This is a genomic window from Streptomyces sp. NPDC048644 (assembly GCF_043199105.1).
Lineage (GTDB): Bacteria > Actinomycetota > Actinomycetes > Streptomycetales > Streptomycetaceae > Streptomyces.
This window is the reverse complement of the sequence record NZ_JBICVO010000017.1, coordinates 1-25,008: the sequence shown is the minus strand read 5'-3', so window position 1 is coordinate 25,008 and position 25,008 is coordinate 1. Positions and strand designations below refer to the sequence as shown.

Here is a 25,008-nt window from a genome sequence, read left to right as displayed (position 1 = left end):
CGTCGGCCATGCGGGCGAAGCCTGTGGGCTGTCTCACAAGCCACGGGCACGTCGGATGTCACGGATGCGGCGGGTGAACCGTCATCACGGGGAACCTCCCGCACGACTCCGACCTCAAGGACTGATCCTCGATGGCGACAATTCTGGTGACCGGCGGCACGGGCGCACTCGGGCGGCCTCTGGTCGACCGGCTGCTCCACGACGGCCACGACGTCCGCTCGCTGAGCCGCAGGCCCGCGCAGGGCCCGCCGCGCCCCGGACTGCGGACGTACGCGGTGGACCTGCGCAACGGCGCGGGTCTCGCGGCGGCGGTGGCGGGCGCCGACACGGTGGTGCACTGCGCTTCGACGCCGTCGGGCGGGGACGGCGAGGCCGCCCGACGGCTGGTGGCCGCGGCGCGGGCGGCCGGCGTCGGGCACCTCGTCTACATCTCGATCGTCGGCGTGGACCGGGTGCCGATCGGCTACTACCGCACCAAGCGGGCGGTGGAGCGGACGATCGAGGAATCCGGCATCGGCTGGACCGTGCTGCGCACCACGCAATTCCACGACCTGGTGCTGAGGGTGGTGAAGGCGGGTTCCCGCTCGCCGGTGCTGCCGGTGCCGACGGGGGTGCGGGTGCAGCCGATCGAGGTGCGTGAAGTGGCCGGCCGGCTGGCCGACTTGGCGTCCGCGCCGCCGGCCGGCCGGGTCGCCGACATGGGCGGGCCCGAGGTGCTCGACACCCGCGCACTGATCCGGCTCACCCTGCGGTACGCGGGCAGGCGCCGGCTGCTGGTGCCGCTGTGGCTGCCGGGCAAGGCGGCGACCGCGTTCCGGGCGGGCGGCATCCTCGCCCCGGAGCACGCCGTCGGGGAAGGGACGTACGAGGCGTTCCTCGCGGCGCGGGCGGGGCGTCCCGCCTGAGCCCGAGCGGCCACCCGTACGAGTGAGGCCGGTACGGGTGACGGGCCGTACGGGGAACGGGCGGTGCGCGGAAGGGCCGGCGCGGAGGCGGGCCCCGGCCGTCGGCACGGTCAGCCGCCGCCCGCGAACAGTTCCTCCTGCGCGGCGTCCATCGCCGCGAGCACCGCGCCGCGCAGCACGCCGGAGCCGCCGGTCGTGCCCGCCCGCACCTCGGTGGCCAGCGGTGAGATCCGGGCGAGCCGGGCGCCGACCCGGTCGGCGAGTTCCGTGCCGCCCGCTCGGCCGATCTCGCCGCCGAGCACCACGCAGCCGGGGTCGAGTACGGCGCTGACCGCCGCCGCGCCGATGGCGATGTGCCCGGCGAGCGCGTCGAGGAAGGCGCCGCCGCCCTCCGGGTCCGCGAGGGCGGCCCGTACGAGGGCTTCGGCGGGCGGCGCGCCGTCGTCCGGGGAGGTATCGCCTTCCTGGGCCGCCGCGTCCGCCGTGATGCCGTGCTCCGCCGCCAGCCGGACGATCGCCGCCGACCCCGCGAGCGAGTGGAAGCCGCCGTCGCAGCCGTGCGCGGAGGGCAGGGCCGCGGTGCCGGGGACCGGCAGGAAGCCGATTTCGCCGGCACCGCCGGAGGCGCCGCGGCGCAGCCTGCCGTCCAGGACGACCGCAGCCCCCGTGCCGTGGCTCAGCCAGAGCAGCACGAAGGTGTCACGGTCGCGGGCCGCGCCGTCGCGCTGTTCGGCGATGGCGGCGAGGTTGACCTCGTTCTCCAGCAGGACCGGCGCCGGGCCGGCACGGAGCGCCGCGATCAGGTCGGCGTGCCAGGCGGAGAGCCGGTCCGTGCCGCCGAGCCTGCCGGTCACCGGGTCGACGAGGCCGGGGGCGCCGACGGCGAAGGTGTGCGCGCCGGACGCGCCGGCCGTCCGCAGCGCGGTGTCCAGGGCCTTGTGGGTGGCCGCCACCGCCCGCTTCGCCGGGGTACCTGGGCGGATGTGGATGCTGTGTTCGGCGCGGGTGCGGCCCAGTAGATCGGCGACGGCGACGGTGGCGCGGTGCGGTCGCAGATCGAGGCCGACGAGGTGGGCGCGGTCGGCGACGATGCCGTAGAGGCGGGCGTTGGGGCCACGCCGCGCGGCGCCGCTCTCGCCGACGACCGCGATGAGGCCCGCTTCCTGGAGGCGTTCGACGAGGTCGGCGACGGTCGGGCGGGACAGGCCGGTCAGCGCTTTGAGCTGGTTCGCCGTCAACGGGCCTTCGGATTGCAGGAGTTGCAGGGCAAGCCGGTCGTTGATCCGCCGGGCGGTGCTCGGGGACGCGGTACGGCCGGTGGCCACCGTGCGCGGTGCATGCATGGCGGAATCTTTCCAGAAGTCACCCCCTTATTAACAGGCAGGGTTCCTGATAGTTTACGGCGCATGGCCGGCCATGACGTCTGTGACGCGACCCATCCGCCCCCACGCCCCTCGGACGAAGTCCCCCGAAACTCACTGCGCCGCGCGCGCTGGGCCATCGCCCTGGTCTTCCTCGTGCACGGCACGGTGACCGGCAACTTCGCCACCCGCATCCCGTGGATCCAGGACCACGTCGGCATCAGCACCGGCCAACTCGGCCTCGCCCTGGCCTTCCCCGCGATCGGCGCGTCCCTGGTGATGCCGCTCGCCGGGCGGATCAGCCACCGCTTCGGGGCCCGTACCGCGCTGCGCGGGCTGCTGGCCCTGTGGACCCTGGCGCTGATCCTGCCCGCCCTCTCCCCCGGCCTGATCACACTGTGCTGCGCGCTGCTGGTGTACGGCGCGAGCGCCGGGATGGCGGACGTCGCGATGAACGCCCTGGGGGTGGAGACCGAGGAACGGCTGGGGCGGCCGATCATGTCGGGGCTGCACGGGATGTGGAGCCTGGGCGCGCTGCTCGGTTCGGCGGCCGGCACGGTGGCCGCGCACGCGGGGACGGACGCCCGGCTGCATCTGGGCGTCGCCGCGCTGGTCCTGACCGCCATCGGCACGGCCGCCTGCGGCGGGGTGCTGGATCTGCGCAGCGCCCCGGACGCACACCCGCCGCCGCGCTTCACTTGGCCGCCGAAGGCGGCGCTGGTCATCGGTGCCGTCGGGTTCTGCGCGGTGTTCGCCGAGGGCGCGAGCCTGGACTGGTCGGCGGTCTACCTGCGCGACGTACTGCACACCGACGCGGGTCTTGCCGCCGCGTCCACGACCGCCTTCTCCTGCACGATGGCGGCGGTGCGGCTGGCGGGCGACAAGGTGGTGGCCAGGTTCGGCCCGGTACGCACCGTGCGGGCCGGTGGCGCACTGGCCACCGCGGGCGGCCTGCTGGTCGTCGCGGCACAGCAGCCGGCGATGGCGCTGGCCGGGTTCGCGATGATCGGGCTCGGTATCGCCGTGGTGGTACCGCTGGCCTTCGCGGCGGCCGGGCGCAGCGGCCCCGCCCCCAGCCAGGCCATCGCCGGTGTCGCGACGATCACTTACACGTCGGGCCTCATCGCGCCCTCCACGATCGGCGGCATCGCCCAGGCGACCTCGCTGACGGCCTCGTTCATGCTGGTCACGGTGTTGGCGGCGGGCCTGATCGCGGGGGCGCGGGTGCTGCGGCTGCCGGGCCGTACGGCGGCGGACAGCAGCCGGGGGACGGCGGACGCCGACGGTGCAGGGCGGGCCTGAGCACCGTCCGGGGCCGGCGTCCGCCTTCCGTCACGCCGCGGCGTCGGCCGCTTCGGACGGCTCCGGGCTCCGCAGCAGCCCGGCGGTGATCGTCCTGGCACGGTCCGACCAGGGGGTGGGGCGCAGCGCCTGCGGGTCGACGCGGACCAGCACGCGGTGGCCGCGGGCATAGGTCTCGGTGCCGTCGGCCGAGCAGATCCGGAAGCCGTAGGTCAGACCGGTGCGGCCGACGCGCTCGACCCAGAGGTGGGCGGCGTAACGGCCGGCGCCGGTGACGGGGCGCTCGTAGGAGATCCGCATCTCCTTGATGACGTTGCACATGTCGCCCGCGGCCGACCAGTCGCCGTCGAAGGTGAAGCCGTGACCCTCCCAGTACGCGGCCCAGGCGCGCTCGGCCAGCAGCGGGAAGCGGGAGTTGTGGAGCATGCCGAGCGCGTCGAGGTCGTCGAAGTGGACGGTGACGGGGACCAGTTGCCCGTAGGGGACGGGGCTCGCGGCCTGGCGGGGTTCGACGCTCACGGGTGGTGCTCCTGAAGTGCTCGGTACGGCTGCCGTGCGGGGCGCGCGGAGCGCCGTCGGCCGGTGAGGCACAGCTCACCGGCCGACGGACGCAGCCGTTGGTACGGGTGGTGCAAGTAGTACAGAACGAAACCATCCTAAGCGGCTGCTCAGAATGTTTTTGCCCGGGACGTCCGCGGCCCCGGCACGGCCACGCCGCCTTCGCGGTCCCCGCCGTGCCGGGGACCGCGGAGCGCCTCAGTCGTCCTTGCCTGCGGATCCGTCGTAATCGCTGGTCCCCGCGTCGAGGAGGGGCGTACGGCGCTGACCGGCCGCGCTGGAGAGCCAGCGCAGCGCGTGGTAGCCGGTGAGCACGACGAGCGTGCCGAGAGCGATGCCGCTCAGTTCGAAGGTGTCGGTGAACTTCAGCGAGACGCCGCCGATGGCGATGACGATGCCGGCCGCCGCGGGGATGAGGTTCAGCGGCACGGTGAAGTCCACCTTGTTGCGCACCCAGATCTGCGCGCCGAGCAGGCCGATCATCCCGTACAGGATGACGGTGATGCCGCCCAGCACACCGCCGGGGATCGCGGCCACCACCGCGCCGAACTTCGGGCAGAGGCCGAAGAGCACCGCGAAGCCCGCCGCAGCGGTGTAAGCAGCGGTGGAGTAGACGCGGGTCGCCGCCATCACACCGATGTTCTCGGCGTAGGTCGTGGTGGCGGGGCCGCCCACCGCCGTCGAGAGGACCGTGGCCGTGCCGTCGGCGACGATCGCCATGCCCATCTTGTCGTCCAGCGAGTCGCCGGTCATCTCGCCGACCGCCTTGACGTGCCCGGCGTTCTCCGCCACCAGGGCCACCAGTACGGGCAGGGCGACCAGGATCGCGGAGGCCGAGAAGTTCGGTGCGTGGAAGGTGGGGACGCCGATCCAGTCGGCCTTGGCCACGCCGGAGAAGTCGATCCGCCAGTGGTCGGTCAGCTTGCCCGCGCCGTTGACCGAGTGGATCGGGCCCGCGATGCGGTCGAGCACCCAGGACAGCGCGTAGCCGAAGACCAGACCCAGGAAGATCGCGATGCGCGACCAGAAGCCCCGCAGGGCGACGAGCGCGAGGCCGGTGAAGAGCATCGTCGCGAGCGCGGTCCACTGGTCCTGCGGCCAGTAGGTGGACGCGGTGACGGGCGCGAGGTTGAAGCCGATGAGCATGACGACGGCGCCGGTCACCGTGGGCGGCAGCACCGCGTGGATGACCCGGGGCCCGAGCACGTGGATGGCGATGCCGCAGCCGGCCAGGCACGCGCCCACCACGAGCATCGCGCCGGTCAGGGTGCCGGCATCACCCCCTTGGCCCGCGATCACCGCGGACACTCCCACGAACGAGAGGGAGGAGCCCAGGTAGCTGGGGATGCGTCCGCGCGTCATCACCAGGAACAGCACGGTGGCGACGCCGGACGCCATGAGGGCGAGGCTGGGGTCCAGGCCCATGAGCACCGGGGCGACGAAACACGCCCCGATCATCGAGACCACGTGCTGGGCGCCGAGCCCGATCGTCCGCCCCCAGGTGAGGCGTTCGCCGGGCTTGACCACCTCCCCCGGCTCCAGGTGACGCCCGTCTCCGTGCAGTTTCCACCCGAAACCAGCCATGATCACACTCCACATCCGCGACGCCCTGCACGTCACAGAGCCGAGGTGATTCATAGTCGAACGATTGCTTCTGGACAAACCGAACCCGAGGGGTTTTCCGGCGCCCGTGAGCTGCTATGGATCATCGGCCGACGGCGCGAGGGAGGCTGCGGCGCGAAGTCGTGGCCGGGGCGGAGCGAATGGCGGGGGCGGAGCGAATGGGCGGGGCGGAGCGAACGGCGGGGGCGGGAAGCGCGGCAGCGACCCGCGCCCGCTTCGGACTCCCCCGCCCGCCCTCTTCAGCCGAGTTTCTTCACGGCTTGGTAGTACGTCCAGGCCAGCGCATTGCAGGAGACTTTCGACGCGCCCGAGTAGCGCAGGCACACCCGCCGGAGATCCGCGTACAGCGCGCTGTCGAGCCGCGGTTTATTCGCCGTGAAGCCGCCCGACTTCTTGTAGTTGCGGTAGCCGAAGTCGTGCCGCGCGCAGGAGATCTGGAAGGGGAATCCCAGGGGATTGTCGGGTGAACTGGAGCAGTAGTCGGTGGACCAGTCGAATCCGTACGCGGACCATTTCGACTGGTTTCCGCGAGCCGCTACCCAGGTGGTGTAGCTGGACGCTCCGGTCTCCGTCCAGGTCTTCAGGATCCGGGGCTTGTCGGCGGGTACGGCCTGCGCGGGAGCGGCGGCGGCCAGCATCGCGCTCAGGCCGAAGAGGGGTGCGGTCAGTGCGGCGGCGAGTCTTCGGGACATACTGCAACCTCCGGAATTCGGCGCCGCGTTGTCCGTTGAACGCTTCCCGGGACGCCGAAAGTATGCGGTTCTCAAAGGTCTGTTGCGCTCGCTGAACGGCCGAAAGCCACAAGAGGGCGCGCCGGTTATTACCCCGATCCGGTCAAAGCCACACGGCTCTCCGCATTGTTCACACGCAAGGTGCCACGCTGAGCCGGTGACGACTACTCAGCAGCGCGGCGGCGAAAGCCCGTCGGACAGGGCGGAGCGGGCGCGGCGGCTCCCCGCCGACGTGGCCGGCGGTGCGGCACAGGCGCTGGCGCGGATGCGCGCGCTGGACGCCGCGCTGCCCGCCGATGACGGGGTGGCCGTCTTCAACGGCGTGTACCTGGCGGTCACCGAAGAGGTGGACCGGCGGATCGGGGGCGGCGCCTTCCAGGACCCGTCGGCCACCGGCGAGCTGGATCTGCGGTTCGCCCGGCGGTACTTCGCCGCGGTGGACGCCGCCGCCACGGGACTGCCCACCCCGGCCTGCTGGCGTCCGCTGTTCCAGCTCAGACGCCATCCCGGCGTGCGTCCCCTCCAGTTCGCGCTGGCCGGGATCAACGCCCACATCGGGCACGACCTGGCGCTCGCCGTGGTCGACACCTGTCACGCCCTGGGCTGCGAACCGGCCCACCTGGAAGGGGACTTCGACCGCGTCGGCACGGTCCTGACCGGCCTTGAGGAGCGGATCAGGGAACGCCTGATGCCAGGGCCCGACCTCCTGGACATCGCCGATCCGCTCACCCACCTGGCAGGTTCCTGGAGCCTGGAGATGGCCAGGGACGGCGCCTGGGCCGCGGCCCGGATGCTGTGGGGCGCACGCCGGCTGCCGGAGTTCGCCGACGAGTTCGCCGAACGGCTCGACGCGAGCGTCGGTCTGGTGGGCCGCTGCCTGCTGACGCCGCTGGGCTGAGCCTTCCGCACCGGCCGTGCAGCGCACGGCCGCGCCGGTTCCGCCGGGCGGACCGGCGCCGTAGGGTGCGCCCATGACGCTACGGCTGGGACTGGGGCTGCCCCAGATGGCGCAGTACGACCCCGGGCACGACGTGCTGGAGGTCGCGCGCACTGCGGAACGGTCCGGATACGACAGTGTGTGGGTCTACGAGCGGGCGCTGCTTCCGCGTGCGCCGCTGGACGGCCTCTACGGCACGGCGGGTGTCCCCTGGCTCGACCACTACCACTCCTGCGCCGACCCGTTGGTGACGCTTTCACTGGCCGCCGCCGTCACCCGCCGGGTGCGCCTGGGCAGCAGCGTGCTGGTCTCCGGGCTGCACGCACCGTTCCCGCTGGCCCGTACGCTCGCGACGCTCGACGCGGCGAGCGGCGGCCGGGTGCTGGCCGGGTTCGGGACCGGCTGGTCGCAGGACGAGTACCGCGCGGCCAAGGTCACCGACTTCGCCGACCGCGGGGCCCAGCTGGACGAGCTGCTGGACGTCTGCACCGCGGTCTGGGGACGGAATCCGGTGGCGTACTCGGGCCGCTACGCCGAGATCGCGCCGTCCGACATCGGGCCCAAACCCGCCCGGCCGGTCCCCGTGTATCTGGCGGCGGCCGGCGGCCGGGCGCTGGAGCGGGTGGCCCGGCGGGCCGACGGCTGGCTTCCCGCGCACCTGACGGGCGATCAACTGGCGTCCCAGCGGCGGAAGATGGCGGAGGCGGCCGAGCGGCACGGCCGGGACGTGGCGGAGATCGCGGTCTGTCTGCGGGTCGCGGCGGAGCCGACCGGCGCGCCGCTGCCGGCCGCCGGGCGCCGCCCGTACAGCGGCAGCCTCGACCAGATCGTGCAGGACCTGGCCGAAGCCGAACAGGCCGGGGCGCACGAGGTGCTGCTCGACCTCCAGGCGCACTGCGCCGACGGCGGCGAACTCGCCGATCAGGCGGCCGAACTGTACGCGGGGGTGCGGGCGGCCGGACTGTAGGGGGCGGTCACAGGGGCCGCCCCCTGGTGTCAGTCCTCCGGGAGTTCGACCGGCGCGATCTCGTCGTAGACGTCGCCCGGACCCGGGTTCGCGGCGTCGGTGCTGCCGCCGAAGTGGTGCATCACACCCCACACCGCGTTCAGGGCGGTCTGGACGGCGCCCTCGGCCCAGCCCGCCGTCCAGGAGATGTCGTCGCCCGCGAGGAAGATGCCGCGCTTGTCCTCGGGGAGGCGGTCCTGCATGAAGTGGGTGAACAGGCGCCGCTGGTAGCGGTAGTGGCCGGGCAGGTTGGCCTTGAACGCGCCCATGAAGTAGGGCTCGTTCTCCCAGGAGACGGTCACCGGGTTGCCGATGATGTGCCGCCGGATGTCGACCTTGGGATAGATCTCCGACAGCGACTTCAGCATGACCTCCATCCGCTCGTTGGCGTTCAGCGGCAGCCACTTGAGGCTGTCGTCGCACCACGTGTAGGAGAGGCAGATGACGGCCGGCTCGTCGGGTCCGTTGTCCAGGAGGTAGGTGCCGCGGGTCATCCGGTCGGTGAGCGTCATGCTCATCACGTCCCGGCCGGTCTCCTCGTCGGTGTCCAGCCAGAACGGCCGGTCGACGGGGACGAACAGCTTGGACGACTCCATGTAGTGGGTGCGCTCCACCGCCGTCCAGTGGTCGATGGGCAGCAGCGCGTCGTCGCAGGCGATCTTCGACAGCAGCATCCAGGACTGCGCGGTGAAGACGGCCGCCTCGTAGGTGCGGATGTCGCCGTCGGCGTCGGTGACCGTGATGCGGTTGCCAGCGGTGCGGTGCAGCCGGGTCACCGCGGGGCGCGGCGTGCCACCGTGCAGCGAGGCGAGCGAGGTGCCCTGCGCCCAGTGCAGGATCTTGCCTGGCTCGCGCTCCCACAGGCGCAGCGGCAGCTGCTGGCTGCCGCCGACGATGCCGCGGTGGTGGTCGTCGGCCTCGGTGTAGACGACCCGCAGGATCTCCAGGATGGAGTTGGGGAAGTCGGTGTCCCAGCCGCCGGTGCCGAAACCGACCTGGCCGAAGATCTCCCGGTGCCGGAAGGACTTGAAGGCGGTGGAGTCGCAGAGGTAGCCGTAGAAGGTCTGGTTGTCGAGCTTCTCGACCAGGCGGGACCAGATCTCGCGGATGCGCGGGACGTCCCGCTCGCGGATCGCCCGGTTCATGTCGGAGAAGTCGGCGCCCTCTTCGAGGCAGGCGTTCCAGGCGTCCATGACCTGGTGGTAGACCTCGGGCAGGTCGTCGACCGTGCGGGCGTAGTGCGACTCGCCCTTGAGGTCGACGATGGTCGAGGGGGTGTCCGGCGCCAGCGGGTTGGGGAACGGCCGGGTCTCCAGGCCCACCAGGTCGATGTAGTGCTGGAGGGCGGTGGAGGACGGCGGGAAGCGCATCGCGCCCATCTCCGCGGTCAGCGACGGGTCGCAGCCGTCGAAGCCGACGGTCCGCAGCCGGCCGCCTATCTCGTCCGCCTCGTAGACGACGGGCTTGAGGCCCATCTTCATCAGCTCGTAGGCGGTGACGATGCCGGAGAGGCCGCCGCCGATGACCGCGACCTCCTTGCCGTGCTCCGTCGCCGGGATCTGGCCGAGGCCCGCCGGGTGCGCGAGGAAGTCGTCGTAGGCGTACGGGAAGTCCGGGCCGAACATGGTGATCGGCGGCTGGGCATCCGCGTGGTGGGCTGCGGTGGGCACCGTGGACGTCATCGGGTACGGACTCCTTGCGGGCAGGTCGGACGGCAGGCGGGAGGGGGCGGGCGGCGGCCCGGAAGGGGGTGGTGAGGTGCGGGGCTGCGGTCAGGCGAGCGAGCCGTAGAGCCCGGGGCGCCGGTCGGCGAGGTACGGGTTGTCCGCCCGCGACCGGGTGAGGAAGGCGGCGTCCACCTCGGCCTGCACCAGCTGCTCCGAGCGGCCCGCGCGGGCGCGTACGACGCCGTCGGGCCCGGCGAGACAGCTGAGTCCGACGAACTCGAACTCGCCCTCCACGCCGGCCCGGTTGACGTACGCGACGTACATCTGGCTCTCGAAGGCACGCACCGGAATGATGGATTCGGCCACGAACTGGAAGGGGTGCATCTGCGCGGTGGGCACCAGCAGCAGATCGGTGCCGGCCAGCGCGTGCGCCCTGACGTTCTCGGGGAACTCCACGTCGTAGCAGATCAGCAGGCCGATCCGGAGGCCGTTCAGCTCCGCCTGGACGACCGGCTGCGCGCCGGGGGTGAACCACTCGCGCTCGAAACAGCCGAAGAGGTGCGTCTTGCGGTAGTTCGCGAGCCGGGCGCCGTCCGGGCCGATCAGCTGGGCGGAGTTGTAGACCGCGTCGCTGCCGGGGTCGGGGTCAAGCTCCGGGTAGCCGTAGAGGATCGCGAGGCGGTGGTCGGCGGCGATCCGGGCGACGGCCGCCGCGCTCGCGCCGTCGGCGGTCTCGGCGAGCCGGTGGACGCCGTCGCCGATGGCGTAGCCGGTGAGGAACATCTCGGGGCAGGCGAGCAGTCCGGCACCGGATGCCGCCGCGTCCCGCGCCGCGTCCTCGAGGATCCGCAGGTTGTACGCGGTATCGCCCGGCGTGCCCGAACTCTGGAGCAGGGCGGTGCGCAGCGACGACATGAGACCCCTCGGCGGGACGGTTGTGGTGGGACGCCTTGACGGTACGGGCCGCTGATCACCGGGGACAAGGCGGCACCGTTGCGCGTGGCTGGACGATTCGTTGCGCGTTATGGCCGCTCAGCGGCGATTCGTTGCGGGGGCGCACCGGCAGCGGCCGTCATCACCTCGCGCACCAGGTCGCGCAGCCAGCGGTGTCCCGGGTCCGCGTCCTGCCGCGGATGCCAGGCCATGGCCATCGGCATCGGCGGGAGGCCGAGCGGGATCTCCAGGGTCCGCAGTCCCAGGCCCCGGGCCGCCGCGGCGCCGAGCCGTTCGGTGGAGAGGCCGACCGCGTCGCTGTCCCGCACCATCAGCAGCGCCGCCGCGAAGGTCGGGACGGTGGCGATCACCCGGCGGCGCAGCCCCAGGTCGGCGAGGGCCGCGTCGATCGGTCCCGTGAGCCGGCCGCGACGGGAGAAGTTGAGGTGCGGGGCGTCGGCGAAACGACGGACGGTGAGGCGGGCCTCGGTGAGCGGATGCCCGTCGCGCACCACGGCGACCCCGCGGTCGGCGAACAGCGGCTCGGTCACGACCTCGGGCTCGCGGCTGTCGATGACGCCCAGCTCCAGGTCGGCGGCGCCGTCGCGCAGCAGCGGGAGATCGACGTGGCTCTCGCCGATGAAGCGCAGCACCACCTGCGGTGCCTCGCGGGCGATGCGGGCGACGAGGCCGGGGCCCACGGTGGTGATGAGCAGGTCGTTCGCGTTGATCGTGAAGACCCGGTCGAGCTGTGCCGGATCGACCGGCGCGGGCGGCGCGAAGACCCCGTGCGCCGCCTCGACCAGCCGCCGCACCTCGGCACGGATCTCCAGGGCACGCGGCGTCGGCACCATCTGCTGCCCGGCGCGGACCAGGACGGGATCGCCCAGGGCGCGGCGGATACGGCCCAGGGTGCGGCTCATGGCGGGCCCCGAAAGCCCCATCCGGTCGGCGGCTGCGGAGACGCTTTCCTCTTCGAGCAGGGCGTCCAGTGCGGTCAGCAGATTGAGGTCGATGTGCGGGTCGCGCGTCATCGGGTGGCGGCCCCCCTTGTCCTGGAGATCGTTTCGGCGGGGCTCCAGCTTCCCAGGTGTGGCGCCGCGGCCGGGATCTGCTGCGGCGCCGCGGCCGTGACCTGCGGGTTCAGCCCGGCGTACCCGAGCTGAAGCGGCGCAGCAGCGGCGAGAGGACCAGCACCGATTTGGTGCGCTCCACGAACGGTTCGCCGGCGATCCGCTCCAGCACCCGCTCGAAGTGGCGCATGTCGGCCGCGAAGACCTGGACGATGGCGTCCGCCTCGCCGGTGACGGTGGAGGCGGACGCCACTTCCGGATAGCGCGACAGGCCGCGGTGGATCGCTTCGGGCGAGGTGTTGCGGCTGCAGTACAGCTCGATGTAGCCCTCGGTCTTCCAGCCGAGCGCCGCCGGGTCGACCCGTACCGTGAATCCCGTGATGGCGCCCTCGGCCCGCAGCCGGTCCACCCGGCGTTTGACGGCGGGCGCCGAGAGCCCTACCTCCTGGCCGATGTCGGCGTAGCTGCGCCGGGCGTCCTCGGCGAGGGCGTGGACGATGCGTTCGTCGAGGTCGTTCAGTCGCACTGCGGGTGGATCACTTCTCTGCCGTGGCCAATCGGGACCGGCGCAAGCCGTAACCGAAGTAGACCACAAGGCCGACGGCCATCCAGATGCCGAAGACCACCCAGGTCACGACGCCCAGGCTGCCCATCATGTAGACGCACAGCACGAAGCCGATCGCCGGGAAGAGCGGCGAGAGCGGCGTACGGAAGGAGCGCTTCATGCCGGGCCGGGTACGGCGCAGCACGATCACCGCGACGTTGACCAGCGCGAACGCGAAGAGGGTGCCGATGCTGGTGGCGTCCGCGAGCTGGCCGAGCGGCACGGCGGCGGCGAGCACCCCGCAGAACAGCGAGACGATGACGGTGTTCACCCGGGGGGCGCCGGACTTGGCGTGCACCTTGGAGAACGCCTTCGGCACCAGGCCGTCCCGGGACATCGCGAAGAGGATGCGGGTCTGCCCGTAGAGCACGGTGAGCACGACGCTGGCGATGGCGACGACGGCGCCCGCGGCCAGCAGGACGGCCCAGACGTCCTGGCCTGTGACGTCCTTGAGGATGCCGGCCAGCGCGGCTTCGGAGCCGGCGAACTTCTTCCAGGGCAGCGCGCCCACGGCCACCGCGGCGACCAGGCAGTACAGCGTCGTGACGATCACCAGCGAGAGCATGATCGCGCGCGGCAGGTCGCGCTGCGGATTCTTGGCCTCCTCACCCGCCGTGGACGCCGCGTCGAAGCCGATGTACGAGAAGAACAGCGTGGCCCCGGCGGCGCTGACCCCCGCCATGCCCATCGGCATGAAGTCCTTGTAGTTGCCGGACTTCACGCCCTGGAGGGCGACGCCGCAGAACAGCAGCAGCGCGACGATCTTCACCGCGACCATGATCGTGTTGGCGCGGGCGCTCTCCCTGGCGCCGCCCAGCAGGAAGACCATCGCGAGCAGCACGACCAGCAGCGCCGGCAGGTTGAAGATGCCGCCGTGGCCCGGCGGTTGGGAGAGCGTGTCGGGGATGGTGACCCCGATCGTGCCGGCCAGGAACTCGTTCAGATACTGGCCCCAGCCGACCGCGACGGCCGCGACCGAGACGCCGTACTCCAGGATCAGACACCAGCCGCAGACCCAGGCGACCAGCTCGCCGAGGGTGGCGTACGTGTAGGAGTAGGACGACCCCGACACCGGGATGGTGCCGGCCAGCTCCGCGTAGGACAGCGCGGAGAACAGGGCCGTGATGCCGGCGATGACGAACGCGATGATGACGGCGGGCCCCGCCTTGGGGACGGCCTCGCCGAGGACCACGAAGATGCCGGTACCGAGCGTGGCGCCAATGCTGATCATGGTCAGCTGCCACATGCCCATCGTGCGGCGGAGCGTGCCGCCCTCGCCCTGACCGCCCTCGGCGACCAGCCGCTCGACGGGCTTGCGCCGCATCAGCCGGGTGCCGAGACCCCCGGAGGAGGGCCGCCGTGGGTCGCTGTCCCCTGCGGGTGGGGCTGCGCCGTGGTCCAACACTGGGGTGGCTCCTTTATCGCTGCCGGTCAGATGGTCCGGATGACGGCGACCGGGCAGCGGTCGGCATGCGGGCGCGACGAAACACCCCGCAGCAGGAGACCGCCGAGCAGGCGGTCCCCGCCACTCCACGTACAGCGCTTGACCTTACGGCCCGGCGCTGACCTGCCGTAATGCAGGTTCCTTGCGCAACCACGGACGATCGTTGCGCACCGGAGCGGCGGGCGGTCGTTCGTTGCGCGCCCACCGTCCGATCGTACGGCGGCCGTACGCCGTACCGCCCGCCGGACAGCGGGACGCCCCCGCAGGCCCCGCACATGCGGCAGGCCCCGCACCGGATCGCTCCGGTGCGGGGCCTGCGCCATGCGGGTACGGGGCTGCGGATCAGCTCCAGCTGTCGTGCAGCGGCTTGCCCTCGGCGTAGCCGGCCGCGCTCTGCACGCCGACCACCGCCTTCTCCGCGAACTCCGCCAGCGAGGCGGCGCCCGCGTAGGTGCAGGAGCTGCGGACACCGGCGATGATCGAGTCGATCAGGTCCTCGACGCCGGGGCGCGCCTGGTCGACGAACATCCGCGAGGTGGAGATGCCCTCCTCGAACAGCGCCTTGCGGGCCCGGTCGTACGACGACTCCTCGCTCGTGCGGTTGCGCACCGCGCGGGCCGAAGCCATGCCGAAGCTCTCCTTGTACGGACGGCCGTCGGCGGTGTGCTGGAGATCGCCGGGCGACTCCAGGGTGCCGGCGAACCACGAGCCGATCATGACGTTGGAGGCACCGGCGGCCAGTGCCATCGCCACGTCGCGCGGGTGCCGTACGCCGCCGTCGGCCCAGACGTGCTTGCCGTACTTCCTGGCCTCGGCGGCGCACTCCAGCACCGCGGAGAACTGCGGGCGGCCGACGCCGGTCATCATGCGGGTGGTGCACATCGCGCCGGGGCCGACACCGACCTTGATGATGTCCGCGCCGGCCTCGATGAGGTCGCGCACGCCCTCGGCGGCGACGATGTTGCCGGCCACGATCGGCACCTGCGGGTCCAGCGCCCGTACGGCCTTGACCGCGCTGATCATCGACTCCTGGTGACCGTGCGCGGTGTCCACGACGAGGGTGTCGACACCGGCGGCCAGCAGCGCCTTCGCCTTGCCCGCCACATCGCCGTTGATGCCGACGGCGGCGGCGATGCGCAGCTTGCCGTCGGCGTCCGTCGCCGGGGTGTAGAGGGTCGCGCGCAGGGCGCCCTTGCGGGTGAGGATGCCGACGAGCATGCCGTCCGCGTCGACCGCGGGGGCCAGCTTGCGGTTGGCGGCGTCCAGGCGGTTGAAGGCTTCCCGCGGGTCGATGTCCGCGTCCAGGACCAGCAGGTCCCGGCTCATGACCTCGGAGACCTGGGTGAAGCGGTCCACCCCCGCCAGGTCGTGCTCGGTGACCACACCGACCGGCCGGCCGCCCTCGACGACGATGCCCGCGCCGTGCGCCCGCTTGGGCAGCAGCGACAGGGCGTCGGCGACGGTCGCGATCGGCGACAGCACTATGGGCGTGTCCAGGACCAGGTGCCGGCGCTTGACCCAGGTGACGACCTCGGTGACGACGTCGATCGGGATGTCCTGCGGGATGACGACGAGCCCGCCGCGGCGGGCGACGGTCTCGGCCATCCGGCGGCCGGCGATTGCGGTCATGTTGGCGACCACCAGCGGAATGGTGGTGCCGCTGCCGTCCGGCGCGGACAGATCCACGCCCTGCCGGGAGCCCACGGCCGAGCGGCCGGGCACCATGAACACGTCGTCGTACGTCAGGTCGTACGGCACCGAAGAACACTCTTCGAGGGCACCGTTCTTCGGGTTCAGGAATCGCATACCGCCAGGATACGGGTCACCACCTGCGGTGATGCGATCATCCGACTACTCGTCGGGGCGTCCTGTGCGATGCGACAAACGGTCACTCGCGCCGCCGTCCGCACCCCGGGACACCGCTCTCAGCGCTCCCGCCGCGACGGGCCCCTGGCCAGGATCACGGCGAGCCCGGTGTCCGTGCCGCGCCAGTACGCCACCGCGTCGGCGAGTACGTTCTCGACCACGCTCCAGTCCTGCGGAGCGGCGGCGGCGAAGGACTGCCAGCCGGTGACCACCAGCAGCCGGCCATGGCCCGCCGGGCACCAGGACAGATCGGTGAGGCAGTCGGCCAGCGCGTCCCAGTTGCCGCCGAACCAGTCGGGGAAGCGCAGCGCGCGGGCACAGCGGTCCAGGAACTCCGCCTTGTCCGCGGCGCCTTCGAGATCCAGCGCGGCGCCGCTCCAGCCCGCGTCGGCCGCCGCGGCCAGCGCGTCGGCGACCGGCCGCTCGGCGGGCCAGGACAGCACCCCGGGAGGTGTGCTGCCGTCGAGCACCGCCACCAGCGGCGCCGGCACGGAACCCGTCATCGGAGCACCGCCTTGAAGGACCGGTAGTGATCGTCCGTGTAGTACGTCTCGTGCCGGTCACCGGTGATCAGCCGGCGCGCGCCGCGGTCCCGCGATCCCGGGGTGCGGACCGTGTACTCGTGGTAGTAACCGCGCGTCTGGCGGGGCAGCAGCCGCTCGTAATTGCCGAAGACCGTGCCGTCCTTCGGGTACGGGAAGGGCCCGCCCGCGTCGATGAGCCGGAGCGTGTCCCTGGCCTGGCTCGGCAGTCCCGACGCGGGGACGACAGGCATGCCGTGCGCCCAGGACGGTGCGCCGGAGCCGCCGGGCGACCGGGTGGCGGAGGCGGCCGTACCGGAAGGTCCTGGCGCGCCCGGACTCCCCTTGCCCGCACCGCCCGTCGAACATCCCGTGAGGACCAGCAGCAGACCGGCGAGGAGCGCACCGATGACGGCGGTGGCCGTACGTGGGGCGGAACGGATCATCATGGCGCCGATGCTGTCACAGCGGTGGCCGCGCTGCGCGCCGGTGGCGGCAGCGCGGTACCCGCCCCGATCCGGCGTCCAGGCCCCGGCGTCACACCCCGTCGGGGTCCGCGCGGTCCAGGGCGGGGCGGGGCCCGGGGCCGGTCTCCAGCAGCAGGTGGTCGGCCGCCGCGGTGTCCGTGACCAGGCTCGTCACCAGTCCGGAGCGGAGCACCGCGCCGATCGCCGCCGCCTTGCGCCGACCGCCCGCGATGGCGACGACCTCGGGAATGCGGCGCAGCCGGTCCGCCTCGACCGTGATGCAGCGCTCGCCCAGATCGCGCCCGATCCGGCGGCCGTCGGCGTCGAAGAGGTGCGCGGACATCTCGGCGGCGGCGCCGAGCGAGGCGTAGTGCTCGCGCTCGTCCTCGCCCAGCATGTCGTAGACGGTCGACACACCGGGCTCCCAGGAGCCGATGGAGACGCAGGCGACGGTGACCTTGTCGAAGTAGTCGAAGGCCCTGGCGATGCCGGTCTGGCCGCGCAGCGCGGCGGCGGTCGCCGAGTCCGGCAGCAGCATCGGCGCGTAGATCGGGTGCGCCTCGCCCCCGGAGACGTCGGCCGCCCGGCGCACCGCCTCGACCGAACCCCGGTCGGCGGTGCCCGCGTCGTACACGCCGGTCAGCTGGACGACGGTGCACGGCGGGAGCCGGTGCAGCGCCGCCGCCATGTGAATGGTGGACCGGCCCCAGGCCAGGCCCAGCACATCGCCCTCGGCGACCAGTTCGCCGAGCAGGTCGGCCGCGACCTCGCCGAGGTTCTCCGGGTCGGCCGCGTCCTCGGACGCGTCGGCCGGCGACTCGACGACGACCGCGTGCCGCAGGCCGTAGCGGGCCCGCAGCGCGTCGGAGCGTTCGGCGTCCAGCTCGGACGGCACCCGGATCTCGATCCGTACGAGATCACGCTCCAGGGCCGTCTCCAGCACCCGGGCGACCTTGAACCGGCTGACGCCGAACTCCTCCGCGATCTGGATCTTCGACTTGCTCTCCAGATAGAAGCGGCGGGCCATGGCCGCGGCCTGCACCAGCTCGGCGGGGCCCATACCGGACTGCGGGCGGCTGGCTACCACGAAAATCTCCCCTGTTGCGCATCTGATCGAGTCTTTGCTCATCCTTTCAGAAACCCGGGGCCGACGGGGACCACGACCACCCCTTGGGTGTGAACGCGGGGTGGCGCCGTGGACAACCGGGAGCGGGGCAAGGATGAAAGAAGCGGGACGAGCCGGACGCGCCCCGCCCACCGGATCAGTGGGCGCAGCCCCAGCTCGCCGCCGTCGCCGCGTCGGCCTTCTCACGCAGGTCACGGACCGCCTTGGCCGGATCGTCCGCGCCGTAGACCGCGGAGCCCGCCACGAACACGTCCGCGCCCGCCTCGGCGCACCGCTCGATGGTCGAGGCCGAGACCCCGCCGTCCACCTGGAGCCACAGCTCCAGGCCGTGCCGCGAGATCAGTTCACGGGTCCGCCGGATCTTCGGCAGCATGATGTCCAGGAACGCCTGGCCGCCGAATCCCGGCTCCACCGTCATGATCAGCAGCATGTCCAGCTCGGGCAGCAGATCCTCGTACGGCTCGATCGGCGTGGCCGGCTTGAGCGCCATCGACGCCCGCGCGCCCTGCGCCCTGATCTCCCGCGCCAGCCGCACCGGCGCCGCCGCGGCCTCCGCGTGGAAGGTCACCGAACCCGCCCCCGCCTCGATGTACTGCGGCGCCCAGCGGTCCGGGTCCTCGATCATCAGGTGCAGGTCGAGCGGGGTGTCCGTCGCCTTGCTGAGCGATTCGACGACCGGCACGCCGAGCGTGAGGTTCGGTACGAAGTGGTTGTCCATGACGTCGACATGAAGCCAGTCGGCGCCCTCGACCGCCTTCGCCTCCTCGGCGAGCCGGGCGAAGTCCGCGGACAGGATGCTGGGGTTGATCAAGGCCATGCAACCAGTATGGCCTGCCCGAGCGGCCACCTCGCAGCGGGCTCCCGGGCCCCTTCCACCCGCTTCCTGATGCCCCCGGGGCCGACGCGGGAGGCGGATCCGCTTCCCCTGCCCCTTCCCCGGCCCGATCCACGCGCCCGGCAGCCTCGGCACCACCGTCCGACGTCCGGACGCACCGGGCAACACACGCTGCCCACAAGGCCGTTGACACCGGCCGAGCGGACCGTGGCGTGGGGTGAGGGACCGCCCCTCAGGCCGTCCGGCGCAGCAGTGCCAGGTACATCGCGTCCGTACCGTGCAGATGCGGCCACAGCTGGACATCCGGTCCTTCGCCGAGCGCCGGGACGCCGGGCATCAGGGGGCGGGCGTCGATCCACTCGACCTCGACGGGTGCTCCGCCGTGCCCCTTGAGCACGTCGTCCACGACGGCACGGGTCTCGGCCGGGTGCGGGGAGCACGTTGCGTAGCCGACGACGCCGCCCACCCGCACCGCCGCCAGCGCCTGGCGGAGCAGTTCGCGCTGGAGCGGCGCGAAGCCTTCCAGGTCGTCGGGCCGGCGCCGCCAGCGCGCCTCGGGCCGCCTGCGGAGCGCGCCGAGGCCGGTGCACGGCACGTCCACCAGCACCCGGTCGAAGGAGCCGGGGCGCCACGCGGGCCTGGTGCCGTCGGCGGCGATCACCGCGTAGGGGCCGGGGTTGCCCTCCAGCGCGCGGGCGACCAGACGGGCACGGTGCGGCTGCTTTTCGGACGCGAGCAGGGCCGCGCCGCGCTCGGCCGCCAGCGCGGCCAGCAGCGCCGCCTTGCCGCCGGGGCCCGCGCAGCCGTCCAGCCAGGCGCGGTCGTTGCCCTCGACGGGCGCGTTGGCCAGCGCGACGGCGACCAGCTGACTGCCCTCGTCCTGCACCCCGGCGCGCCCCTCACGGACCGCGTCCAGCGCGCCCGGCTCGCCGCCCTCGGCGAGCCGTACCGCGTACGGCGACCAGCGCCCCGGCAGACCGCTGTCCTCGCCGACGGCGTCCAGCAGCTCCTGCGCGGTGGACCGTCCGGGGCGCGCCACCAGCGTCACCTCGGGCCGCTCGTTGTCCGCCTCCAGCAGGTCCTCGATGCCCGCCCGGCCGCCGCCGAGCGCGTCCCACAGGGCCGAGACGATCCAGCGCGGATGGGCGTGCACGAGACCGAGATGGTCCTCGGGGTCCTCGTCGTAGTCCGGCGCGACCCGCTCAAGCCAGCCGTCGAAGTCGGTGGCGGCGATCTTGCGCAGCACGGCGTTGACGAACTTCGCCCGGCCGTCGCCCAGGACGACCCTGGCCAGCTCCACGCTCGCGCTGACCGCCGCGTGCGTCGGGATCCGGGTGCCGAGGAGCTGGTGCGCGCCGAGCGTCAGCACGTCGAGCACCGGCGGGTCGACCTCGCGCAGCGGACGGTCCACGCACTGCGCGATGATCGCGTCGTAGGTGCCCTGGCGGCGCAGCGTTCCGTAGACCAGTTCCGTCGCCAGCGCGGCGTCCCTGCTGTCGAAGTCGGCGCTCTCGCGCGCCTTGCGCAGCAGCGGCGGCAGGACGAGGTTGGCGTAGGCGTCCCGCTCGTCGACGGCCCGCAGCGCTTCGAACGCGAGGATCCTGACCGGGTCCTTCTGCGGGCGGCGGTAGGGCTTGCTGGGGCGACGGTGCGGCTGCTGGCTCACAGAAAAGGTGCTCCGGATACGAGAAGAGAGGTCTGTGACCAGCGTACGCGGAGCGGCGCGCGGGCCCGCGCGGGGACGGGGACGGACGGCCGGTCACCCGCCCCGCCGCCCCGGCCCCGCCCGGACGGCCCGCTACTCGCCCATCAGCTCCCCGGCCTCGATACGGACCCCGCGCGCCCAATCGGCGCCCTGCATCGGCTTCTTGCCCTGCGGCTGGACCCAGAGGAGCTGCACGGCGTGGCTGCCGGTGCCGACGTACACGGCCTTCTTCGTGGCGGCGATCTCGCCGGGCGCGAGGTGCAGATCGGCGTCGGGACCTGCGGACGCCACGGACATCAGCTTCAGACGCTCGCCGCGGAACACCGTCCAGGCGCCGGGGGCCGGGGCGCAGCCGCGCACCAGACGGTCCACCCGCAGGGCGGGCGCCGACCAGTCCGCCTTCGCGTCCTCGACCTCGATCTTGGGCGCGAGGGAAATGCCTTCCGACGACTGCGGGACGGCGTGCAGGGTGCCGTCCTGGATGCCGTCCATCGTCGCGACGAGCAGCCCCGCGCCGGCGAACGCCAGCCGGGTCAGCAGGTCGCCGCTGGTGTCCGTCGGGCGCACCTCTTCCGTCAGGACGCCGTAGACAGGACCGGAGTCAAGGCCCCGCTCGATCTGGAAGGTCGAAGCGCCGGTCACCTCGTCGCCCGCGAGCACCGCGTGCTGCACCGGCGCCGCGCCGCGCCAGGCGGGCAGCAGCGAGAAGTGCAGGTTGACCCAGCCCTTCTCGGGGACGCCGAGGGCGGCCTTCGGCAGCAGCGCACCGTAGGCGACGACCGGGCAGCAGTCGGGTGCGATCTCGCGCAGCCGGGCGAGGAAGTCCTCGTCCCCCGGCTTCGCGGGCTTGAGCACCTCGATGCCCGCCTCTTCGGCACGCTCGGCGACCGGGCTCGCGACCAGCCGCCGACCGCGGCCGGCCGGGGCGTCGGGCCGGGTCACGACGGCGACGACCTCGTGCTGGTCCGAGGCGATCAGGGCATCCAGGGCGGGTACGGCGACCTCGGGGGTACCGGCGAAGACGAGCCTCATGGGTGGCGCACTACCTCTCACACGCTGCGGAACGACGCATCAGTCTAGGACGTGCCCGCAAGTCCTGCCTGGCTTGCGGCGTCTGGCACGCAGCCGGGCCGAGCGCGCGGGCCGCAGGTCGCGGGCGGTTTCCGCGCGGGGGCGTACGCACCCGGCCGCGCCCCGCGCACAAGCTCGTACGCCCCCACACCGTGACCCGATCCGCTGCTGCCGCGTTGGTCAAACAGCATTGACCCACCACCGGGCCGCCCGGACGGCCCAGTCGTCTTCATCCTTCCTTTTCCACGCCGGTTCGAGAGGCTTGCCCATGGCCGACCACGCAACCCACGACGCCCAGGCGCGCGCCAGCCTGCATCTCCTGGTGCGCGACATCGAGCGGGTACGCCGGCAGGTGGACGCGTTGCGCACCCTGACCGCACAGCTCGGCAACGTCTACCGGCCGCGCCGCACCGGGCCCTCCGCGGGCTTCGTCGTCTACGGGCGCGCGCCCGCCCCCACCGTGCGCCTCGCCCAGGAGCTGCGGGACAGCGTCGAAACACTCGTCACCGCCGCCGTCGACTTCGACCGCTCGCTCGGCTTCTCCTGGGACGCCGTGGGCTCTGCGCTCGGCGTCACCAAGCAGGCGGTGCACCGCCGTTACGGTGGCCGCCGGGCCGGCGCCCAGCCTGCGGCCGACGGCGGGGAACCGGCTCCCCGCTCGCCCGAAACACCCGCGGCCCGCCCGGTGACCGTGGCCGGCCTGCCCGGCAAGCCGTCCGTCCCCGCCGCCCGCGCGATGCCCGCGCAGTCCTCGCCCGGCGCCCGGGACGAAACCCGGCCCGGCGCCTTCCCCGGCCCGCGCAACGGCTGACGCGCGCCGCCGGGCCCACGCCAAGGCCGGACCCACGCCGAGAGCGCCGGGCCCCCTCCCCCGCCACCGGGTTCCCGGCCGCCGCGGTGTCACCTCACCCGAGATCGGGCGGATCGATCCGCACCCGCACCGCCTCCCCCTCCCGTTTGACCAGGCGCGCCGCGCGGGCGGCCTTCAGGGACGCCGCCAGCGCCGCGCCCTGGCCCGGTCTGACCCGCACCAGCGCCCGCTCCCACGACTCGCCCGGTGGCGGATCGCCGGGCCGCCGCGGCCGGCCGGGATCCGCGACCGGCAGCGGCACCGGCCCCAACACCTCGGCCCCCGGCGGGAGTTCGGCGGCCCGGAGCAGCTCCACGACATCCTCGGAACGGCCGGCGACCGCCGCCATCCGGGAGACCGGCGGAAAGCCCAACTCGGCCCGCTCGGCCAGCTCACGGACCGCGTGCCCGACGGGATCCCAGCGCACCAGGGCCTGCACCGGCCGCAGCGTCGGCTCCGCGATCACCGCGACCGTGCCGCCCGCCTCCTGGCCGCGCACCAGGGACGCGGCGGCCAGCCAGCGGCGCAGCGCCTCCTCCCCGGCCCGCAGGTCCGGCCGGCCCAGCAGCGCCCAGCCGTCCAGCAGCAGCGCGGCGGCGTACCCGGGACCATCGGCCACGGGTTCGGCGCCCGGCGTGCTCACGACCAGGGCGGGAGCGTCGGGCACCGTCGCCAGGATGTGATCGCGGCCCGACGTCCGCACCGGGACCGCGGGGAACGCCCGGCCCAGTTCCTCCGCCGTCCGCCGGGCGCCCACGATCTGGGCTCGCAGCCGGGCGCCGCCGCACTCCCCGCAGTGCCAGTCCGGCTCCTGGCGACCGCACCAGGCGCACGCCAACTCACCGGCGTCCCGCGACTCCAGCGGGCCCGCGCAGGCCCGGCAGCGGGCCGGTGCCCGGCAGCGTTCGCAGGCCAGCCGGGGGGCGTAGCCACGCCGCGGCACCTGGACGAGCACCGGCCCCTGCTTGAGCCCCTCGCGCACCACCTGCCACGCCATCGTCGGCAGCCGCGCCGCGCGGGCCGCCGCATCCCGCGCCTCATCGCCGTCCCCGACCGTCCGCACCCGGGGGGCGGCGGCCCGCACCCGCTCGCGCTCGGCGGCCAGCGGGCGCGCCCAGCCCGTCTCGACCAGTTGGGCCGCCTCGACCGTGCAGCTCAGCCCGCCGAGCAGGAACCCGGCGCGCTCCCCCACCGCGCGCTGGATCAGCACCTCCCTGGCATGCGGCTGCGGGGCGTGCGGATCGCTGTGGCTGGCGTCCCCGTCGTCCCACAGTGCGACCAGACCCAGGTCGGCGACCGGCGCGAACATCGCCGCCCGCGTCCCGATCACCGCACGCACCGCGCCACGGCTCACCGCGAGCCACCGCCGGTAGCGCTCCTCGGGCCCGGCGTCCGCGGTCAGCAGTACGTGCCGCCCCGCCCCGATCAGCTCGCCGAGCGCCTCGTCCACCCGCGCCGCGGCCCGCCCGTCCGGCACCACCACCAGCGCGCCGCGCCCCGACGCCAGCGCCGCCGCCACCGCACGGGCCAGCTCCTGCGGCCAGGTCGGCCCCGGCAGCGCCGTCCACACCGCCCGCGGCGCGTCCCCCCGCGCCAGCGCCTCCAGAAACCCGGGCCCCGCGCCGTACCGCTCCCAACTCCCGGAGTCCGGTGGCTCGTTGGGCGGCAAGGGGGCCGGTGATGCCTTCGCCTCGGCGCGTGCCCTGCGCGGCGGCACCGCGAGCTGCACGACGTCGGCGAGCGTGCCGGCGTAGCGGTCGGCGACGGCACGGCACAGGGCCAGCAGCTCGGGCGTCAGTACCCGCTCGGACGACAGCACCTGCGCGAGCGGCGCCAGCACCCCCCGGAAGTCGCTCTCCGCCGCGCGCTCCACGATGAACCCGCTGACCAGCCTGCCGCCCTCACGTCTGCCCCCCTTCTCCCCCGCGCCGAACCGCACCCGCACCCGCACCCCGGGCTGCGCCTCGGCATCCATGGCGGCGGGCACCGCGTAGTCGAAGTACCGGTCGAGGTGCACCAGGCCCTTGTCCACCAGAACCCGCGCCACCGGCAGCTCCGCCGCCAGCTCGGCCCCCCGCCACGTCCGCGGCTTCGCCCGCGACGCCTTGGTCTCCCGCACGCTCTCCCGGATGAGGGCCAACTGCTCACCCGCACCCGCTTCCGCCCCCGGACACCCGTTCTCCCTGCTCACAGCATCCAGTCTTAGCAGACGCCACTGACAGCGGCGCATGACGAACGGCCCCGGACCATCAGGTCCGAGGCCGTTCGTCATGCGGTGCCGGGTCGCAGCGGGATTACAGCCCCGCCGCCTTCCGCAGCTCGTCCACGCGGTCGGTGCGCTCCCAGGGGAAGTCGTCCAGCTCGCGGCCGAAGTGCCCGTAAGCCGCGGTCTGCGCGTAGATCGGGCGGAGCAGGTCCAGGTC

The 25,008-nt window shown here is 73.3% G+C and carries 23 protein-coding genes; 5 read left to right on the top strand and 18 right to left on the bottom strand.

All coding sequences use genetic code 11. The features are described from left to right. Window positions 1-131: 131 nt before the first annotated feature. Window positions 132-905, top strand: a complete 774-nt coding sequence (locus tag ACGFNI_RS29570) for an SDR family oxidoreductase (RefSeq protein ID WP_393687777.1) — start codon at window positions 132-134, stop codon at window positions 903-905. Between the two features lie 110 nt (window positions 906-1,015). On the opposite strand, the gene ACGFNI_RS29565 is transcribed toward ACGFNI_RS29570, so the two are convergent. Beyond that, window positions 1,016-2,248, bottom strand: coding sequence for an ROK family transcriptional regulator (locus tag ACGFNI_RS29565; protein ID WP_393687775.1), 1,233 nt, complete (start codon window positions 2,246-2,248; stop codon window positions 1,016-1,018). A gap of 63 nt (window positions 2,249-2,311) precedes the next feature. On the opposite strand from ACGFNI_RS29565, the gene ACGFNI_RS29560 reads away from it, so the two are divergent. Further along, on the top strand, window positions 2,312-3,568 hold the full coding sequence (locus ACGFNI_RS29560; RefSeq protein WP_393687773.1) for an MFS transporter: 1,257 nt from the start codon (window positions 2,312-2,314) through the stop codon (window positions 3,566-3,568). A gap of 30 nt (window positions 3,569-3,598) precedes the next feature. On the opposite strand, the gene ACGFNI_RS29555 is transcribed toward ACGFNI_RS29560, so the two are convergent. From ACGFNI_RS29555 to ACGFNI_RS29545, 3 genes are all read right to left on the bottom strand, one after another. Then, complete coding sequence (locus ACGFNI_RS29555) at window positions 3,599-4,087, bottom strand: acyl-CoA thioesterase (RefSeq protein ID WP_393687771.1); 489 nt, start codon at window positions 4,085-4,087, stop codon at window positions 3,599-3,601. Window positions 4,088-4,324: 237 nt separating this feature from the next. Next, window positions 4,325-5,710: a uracil-xanthine permease family protein gene (locus ACGFNI_RS29550; protein ID WP_393687769.1), complete on the bottom strand. Its 1,386-nt coding sequence runs from the start codon at window positions 5,708-5,710 to the stop codon at window positions 4,325-4,327. Between the two features lie 278 nt (window positions 5,711-5,988). After that, window positions 5,989-6,441: a phospholipase gene (locus ACGFNI_RS29545; protein ID WP_393687767.1), complete on the bottom strand. Its 453-nt coding sequence runs from the start codon at window positions 6,439-6,441 to the stop codon at window positions 5,989-5,991. A gap of 271 nt (window positions 6,442-6,712) precedes the next feature. Between ACGFNI_RS29545 and ACGFNI_RS29540 the strand changes: the two genes are divergently transcribed. Together ACGFNI_RS29540 and ACGFNI_RS29535 are read left to right on the top strand one after the other, a co-directional pair. Next, window positions 6,713-7,378: a DUF5995 family protein gene (locus ACGFNI_RS29540; RefSeq protein WP_393688027.1), complete on the top strand. Its 666-nt coding sequence runs from the start codon at window positions 6,713-6,715 to the stop codon at window positions 7,376-7,378. A 73-nt stretch (window positions 7,379-7,451) separates the two neighbouring features. Further along, window positions 7,452-8,384 carry a TIGR03619 family F420-dependent LLM class oxidoreductase gene (locus tag ACGFNI_RS29535; protein ID WP_393687765.1) on the top strand — a complete coding sequence of 311 codons (933 nt, stop codon included), beginning with the start codon at window positions 7,452-7,454 and terminating at the stop codon, window positions 8,382-8,384. Between the two features lie 29 nt (window positions 8,385-8,413). Here the strand turns inward: ACGFNI_RS29535 and ACGFNI_RS29530 are convergent, their stop codons facing one another. From ACGFNI_RS29530 to fmt, 12 genes are all read right to left on the bottom strand, one after another. Beyond that, window positions 8,414-10,105 (bottom strand): flavin monoamine oxidase family protein, encoded by a 1,692-nt coding sequence (locus ACGFNI_RS29530; RefSeq protein ID WP_393687764.1) that lies wholly within the window; start codon window positions 10,103-10,105, stop codon window positions 8,414-8,416. Window positions 10,106-10,195: 90 nt separating this feature from the next. Beyond that, on the bottom strand, window positions 10,196-11,005 hold the full coding sequence (locus tag ACGFNI_RS29525) for a carbon-nitrogen hydrolase family protein (protein WP_393687762.1): 810 nt from the start codon (window positions 11,003-11,005) through the stop codon (window positions 10,196-10,198). Window positions 11,006-11,112: 107 nt separating this feature from the next. Further along, window positions 11,113-12,057, bottom strand: coding sequence for a LysR family transcriptional regulator (locus ACGFNI_RS29520; protein ID WP_393687760.1), 945 nt, complete (start codon window positions 12,055-12,057; stop codon window positions 11,113-11,115). A gap of 109 nt (window positions 12,058-12,166) precedes the next feature. Then, entirely contained in the window at window positions 12,167-12,622 is a 456-nt protein-coding gene (locus ACGFNI_RS29515; protein ID WP_393687758.1) for an Lrp/AsnC family transcriptional regulator, read from the bottom strand. Window positions 12,623-12,632: 10 nt separating this feature from the next. Next, window positions 12,633-14,105 (bottom strand): amino acid permease, encoded by a 1,473-nt coding sequence (locus ACGFNI_RS29510; RefSeq protein WP_393687756.1) that lies wholly within the window; start codon window positions 14,103-14,105, stop codon window positions 12,633-12,635. A gap of 381 nt (window positions 14,106-14,486) precedes the next feature. Next, window positions 14,487-15,950: a GuaB1 family IMP dehydrogenase-related protein gene (locus ACGFNI_RS29505; protein WP_393687754.1), complete on the bottom strand. Its 1,464-nt coding sequence runs from the start codon at window positions 15,948-15,950 to the stop codon at window positions 14,487-14,489. Window positions 15,951-16,069: 119 nt separating this feature from the next. Then, window positions 16,070-16,513 (bottom strand): barstar family protein, encoded by a 444-nt coding sequence (locus tag ACGFNI_RS29500; protein WP_393687753.1) that lies wholly within the window; start codon window positions 16,511-16,513, stop codon window positions 16,070-16,072. Then, complete coding sequence (locus tag ACGFNI_RS29495) at window positions 16,510-16,980, bottom strand: ribonuclease domain-containing protein (protein WP_393687751.1); 471 nt, start codon at window positions 16,978-16,980, stop codon at window positions 16,510-16,512. The genes ACGFNI_RS29500 and ACGFNI_RS29495 overlap by 4 nt, the downstream gene beginning before the upstream one ends. A gap of 88 nt (window positions 16,981-17,068) precedes the next feature. Then, window positions 17,069-18,058, bottom strand: a complete 990-nt coding sequence (locus ACGFNI_RS29490; protein WP_393688025.1) for a sugar-binding transcriptional regulator — start codon at window positions 18,056-18,058, stop codon at window positions 17,069-17,071. A gap of 202 nt (window positions 18,059-18,260) precedes the next feature. Next, window positions 18,261-18,941, bottom strand: coding sequence for a ribulose-phosphate 3-epimerase (rpe, locus tag ACGFNI_RS29485; protein WP_393687749.1), 681 nt, complete (start codon window positions 18,939-18,941; stop codon window positions 18,261-18,263). Window positions 18,942-19,191: 250 nt separating this feature from the next. Beyond that, a complete protein-coding gene (locus ACGFNI_RS29480; protein WP_393687747.1) occupies window positions 19,192-20,625 on the bottom strand; it encodes an RsmB/NOP family class I SAM-dependent RNA methyltransferase in 1,434 nt (477 codons plus the stop codon). Window positions 20,626-20,757: 132 nt separating this feature from the next. Beyond that, the gene (gene fmt / locus ACGFNI_RS29475) at window positions 20,758-21,696 is read right to left on the bottom strand and encodes a methionyl-tRNA formyltransferase (RefSeq protein WP_393687745.1); all 939 of its coding nucleotides are present in this window, start codon (window positions 21,694-21,696) and stop codon (window positions 20,758-20,760) included. A 307-nt stretch (window positions 21,697-22,003) separates the two neighbouring features. On the opposite strand from fmt, the gene ACGFNI_RS29470 reads away from it, so the two are divergent. Next, window positions 22,004-22,546 (top strand): hypothetical protein, encoded by a 543-nt coding sequence (locus tag ACGFNI_RS29470; RefSeq protein WP_393687743.1) that lies wholly within the window; start codon window positions 22,004-22,006, stop codon window positions 22,544-22,546. 94 nt (window positions 22,547-22,640) lie between these two features. Here ACGFNI_RS29470 and ACGFNI_RS29465 read toward each other — a convergent pair whose 3' ends face one another. Together ACGFNI_RS29465 and ACGFNI_RS29460 are read right to left on the bottom strand one after the other, a co-directional pair. Further along, the gene (locus ACGFNI_RS29465) at window positions 22,641-24,776 is read right to left on the bottom strand and encodes a primosomal protein N' (protein WP_393687741.1); all 2,136 of its coding nucleotides are present in this window, start codon (window positions 24,774-24,776) and stop codon (window positions 22,641-22,643) included. Window positions 24,777-24,879: 103 nt separating this feature from the next. After that, window positions 24,880-25,008 (bottom strand): methionine adenosyltransferase domain-containing protein (locus ACGFNI_RS29460; RefSeq protein ID WP_393688023.1); only part of this gene is annotated, 129 nt, incomplete at its 5' end.